General features: G+C 67.8%; 1 protein-coding gene. It reads right to left on the reverse strand.

Going from position 1 to position 1,311, the window contains the following annotated elements; all coding sequences use genetic code 11:
- Positions 1-31 precede the first annotated feature (31 nt).
- Positions 32-1,236 (reverse strand): IS3 family transposase gene (locus J5X75_RS43755; RefSeq protein WP_208473640.1). Its coding sequence is split into 2 segments (ribosomal slippage): positions 32-936 and positions 936-1,236, totalling 1,206 coding nucleotides; the frame shifts between segments, so codons are not numbered across the junction.
- Positions 1,237-1,311: the final 75 nt, after the last annotated feature.

A 1,311-nucleotide genomic window follows, 5' to 3' on the forward strand; every position in this document is an offset into this window, starting at 1 on the left:
GGGCCTTACCCCCGGAACTTGGACACGGGGTTTATGCGGCTTGGGCGATCGTAGTTGATGTTGCGTGGATCCGCTCGTAGGTGATCGGTGACTGCTGTCCGAGCCGGGAGTGGCGGCGGATGGTGTTGTAGCGGTGCAGCCAGCGGAACGAGGTCAGCCGGGCGTCGCGTTCGTCGGTGAACGCGCGGCGGCCTTGCAGGGTTTCGCGTTTGAAGCTGGCGTTGAACGATTCGGCCAGGGCGTTGTTGGCGGAGCTGCCGACCGTGCTCATCGATTGCCGGACCCCGACTGTCTTGCAGGCGGCGGCGAAGTCCTTCGATGTGTACTGGGCTCCGTGATCAGAATGGAAGATCGCCCCGGCCAGGCTGCCGCGGGTCCGCTGAGCGGCGGTGAGTGCGTCGATGACCAGATCGGTGCGCATGTGGTCGGCGATCGCCCAGCCGGCGAGGCGGCGCGAGTGCAGGTCGATGACGGTGGCCAGGTAGAGGAACCCGCGTTCACCGACGGGTAGGTAGGTGATGTCACCGACGTAGCGCTGATTGGGTGCGGGTGCGGTGAAGTCGCGGCGGATCAGGTCCGGGGCCTTGGCCGCAGCCTGGTCCGGGATCGTGGTGCGGTGGCGGCGACGTAGCCGTAGTCCTTGCAGGCCGATGCCGCGCATCACCCGGGCCACGCGTTTGTGATTGACCGGTGTCCCGCTGTCGCGCAGTTCAGCGGTGATCCGAGGGACGCCGTAGGTGGTGTCGGCGGTGTGGACGGTCCGGATCCGGGCGGCCAGCATGGTGTCGGCGGCCTGCCGGGCCGCCCGGGCCGGTGCGGTGACCTGCCAGTAGTAGAAGCTCGAGCGGGCCACGCCGAGGATCTGGCACAACCGCTTCACGCCGTAGCGTTCTCGGTGGTCGGCGACGAACTGGAAGCGGTTCACCAGCGCGTCTCCCCGGCGAAATACCGGGCCGCCTTCCGCAGAATGTCCCGTTCTTCTTCCAGCTCCCGAACCCGCCGGCGCAGCTCGGCGTTCTCCGCCTCGACCGAGTCGGCCGGCGGCTCACCTGCCGTCACCGCCGGACGGCTGGTCCCGCCGCCGCGACGCTGGTCGTCGGCGCGGACCCAGCTGCGCAGCGTCTCCCGATTGATGCCGAGGTCATCGGCGATCTGCGCGATCGTGGTTCCCGGCCGGGACCGGTACAACGCCACCGCGTCGGCCTTGACCTGGGCGGGATAGTGCTTGTTCGCCATGGTGTTCCAGGACTCCTGATCTCCCCAGACCTCACGATCCAAGGTTCAAGTGTCCAAGATCAAGGGGGAAGGCCC

The organism is Actinoplanes flavus, from assembly GCF_017592555.1.
GTDB classification, from domain to species: Bacteria; Actinomycetota; Actinomycetes; order Mycobacteriales; family Micromonosporaceae; genus Actinoplanes; species Actinoplanes flavus.